The 2,082-nt window shown below is 65.2% G+C and carries 1 protein-coding gene and 1 pseudogene; both read left to right on the forward strand.

The genetic code is table 11. The annotated features are described in order from the left end of the window. The first annotated feature begins 371 nt into the window (after positions 1-371). Positions 372-758 (forward strand): quaternary ammonium compound efflux SMR transporter SugE, encoded by a 387-nt coding sequence (gene sugE, locus FVW20_RS13425; protein WP_231039104.1) that lies wholly within the window; start codon positions 372-374, stop codon positions 756-758. Between the two features lie 599 nt (positions 759-1,357). Then, positions 1,358-2,082, forward strand: a pseudogene (locus tag FVW20_RS13430) (oxidoreductase); the annotation flags it as partial.

Here is a 2,082-nt window from a genome sequence, read left to right on the forward strand (position 1 = left end):
ACCGTCGCCTCGGCGGCCCGAGCGGCCCGCGCACCGGGCACGCCGGGAACCAGCACGCAGACCAGCGCCAGCACGGCGCACACGGCAATGCCGTGCAGCACCGACGCCACGTTGCGCGCCCTGTGTCCCTGGTGCGTCATCGCAATACGCCTGCCTTCGCGTGATCATGATGGAAAACGTCATGACAGGATAGCCCGCCATCCATGCTGCGGCAAGCCGCCCAGGCTTGCCTTTTCCATCGGGATAGTTATGTTCGGGGCGTCGCATGACACGGACTGCGCCCCCCCATGGCGTGTTGTCCTTATGCCCGGCCCAGGCCGGGTTTTTTTATTGCCCGCAACCTGCCGCGTCCGCGCGGCACAGGAGTCGTCATGTTCACGCCATTCCCGTCGCTTGCGTCATTCATCGCCACCCTTTCCGCGTCAGCTGGCGCATCCGGCGCATGGATCGCCCTGTTCGCCGCCGGGCTGTTCGAGGTGGGTTGGGCCGTGGGGCTCAAGTACACGCAAGGCTTCACCCGCCCCATGCCCTCGGCGCTCACAGTGGCGGCCATGGCCGTCAGCCTGTACCTGCTGGCCGTTGCCCTGCGCCACCTGCCCCTGGGCACCGCCTACGCGGTGTGGACCGGCGTGGGCACGGTGGGCACCGCGCTGCTCGGCATCGTACTGTTCGACGAGCCCGCAACCGCCGCGCGTCTGGGCTGCATACTGTGCATCGTGGCGGGCATCGCCGGATTGAAGCTGCTGGCCAACTCCTGACGCGCCGCAATGGTGTGCCAGCCAGCGGCAGCACGCCCCACCGGACGGAACACACAGCGCCACGCCGCACCCCGGTGCGGCACACTGCCGAAACCGCAAACACAGCCTGCCAGCATCTCCTCCATCAGGATGCCGGACGGGACCGCGCCCGCACCACTCCACAGCGCAGATGGTACAGCACGGTTGCCCACCGCCCGGCACAACCACGGCCTCCATAGCATTCCGAACACAGACCGGATGCATTCACCATCACGCACTAAAGTGTTTGCTCACACAAACAACTGCGTATCGCTACTCATTTCACAAAATGCCACATCACTTCCGCCGCATTAGATCAGCCGTCTGACGTCTTCTTTGGCAAATCTTTTGTACTTGCAGCATGATCCGATAAACTTTCAAAAAAAAAATGCTGCATCGGAAAAAACTGGTCGCGCGGTCAAACACTGGCATAGACACGCTTTTTTCTCTGTCGCACCCTGTTTTGTACCACTCATTCACAATCAGGGGGGTTGAAAGAAGTCTCCAGTCAAAATAAGGTGGAGTCACAGACTGGTTGTTCAACCAATTTGCACCATACACGCTCAACGACGGAGACTCGCATGACCACCGCTCCGCCTGTCGCCGAACTGCCGTTCCTGGCCATGCTGGGGGCACTGCTGTTGCTCGGCGGCGCCGTGTCGGCCCTAGCGGCACGCCGACGCCCCTTCACCATGCTGGGCCTGATGTTCCTTTCCGACATCGGGCTCATGATTCTCGGCCTTGGCCTCGGCGGCGGCGCCGGACTGGTCGGGGGAACCACCCAGCTCATCTACCAGCTCGCGGCGCGGTGTCTTGCGCTGTTCACCCTCGCGCGCCTTGCCCGCACGGCGGGTTCTCCCCGACTGGACGACCTGCGCGGCATCCGCGCGGCGCTGCCCCTGACGGGGCTGTTCTTCGGGTTTGCCATGTTCGCGGGCATGGGGCTTTCCGTGTTCCTCGTGCCGGACGGGCGGGCCTTCATCCTGCATGCCGCCCTTGCCGCCGGTCACTGGGGCTACGCAGTGGCCGTTGCCCTCGCGGGCATGGCCCTGGCCGCCGCCACAGTGCTGTCGGTGCAGGCCATCTGCCTTGAATCCGGCCAGTGGCGCGAATCCGCCCACGTTCTCCACGCCCCGTCCGCCACGTTCCACGTGCTGGCGGGGCTTTTTGCGGTCTTCATCGCCGCGTTCGGCCTGGCCGGGCACACCGTCACCGCACTGGTGGCCGACGCCCTTGGCGTGGCGCACGATGCGCTGCCCGCCTTCGGCGCGCGCTGGCATCCCGCCGCCCTCGTGCCCTACGCGGG

Source organism: Nitratidesulfovibrio oxamicus (assembly GCF_015731765.1).
In the GTDB taxonomy this organism is placed as follows: Bacteria; Desulfobacterota; Desulfovibrionia; order Desulfovibrionales; family Desulfovibrionaceae; genus Cupidesulfovibrio; species Cupidesulfovibrio oxamicus.

What these genes read in the sequence shown, in the direction of transcription:
- sugE (WP_231039104.1), top strand. Translation starts at nt 372, where the DNA reads ATGTTCACGCCATTCCCGTCGCTTGCGTCATTCATCGCCACCCTTTCC.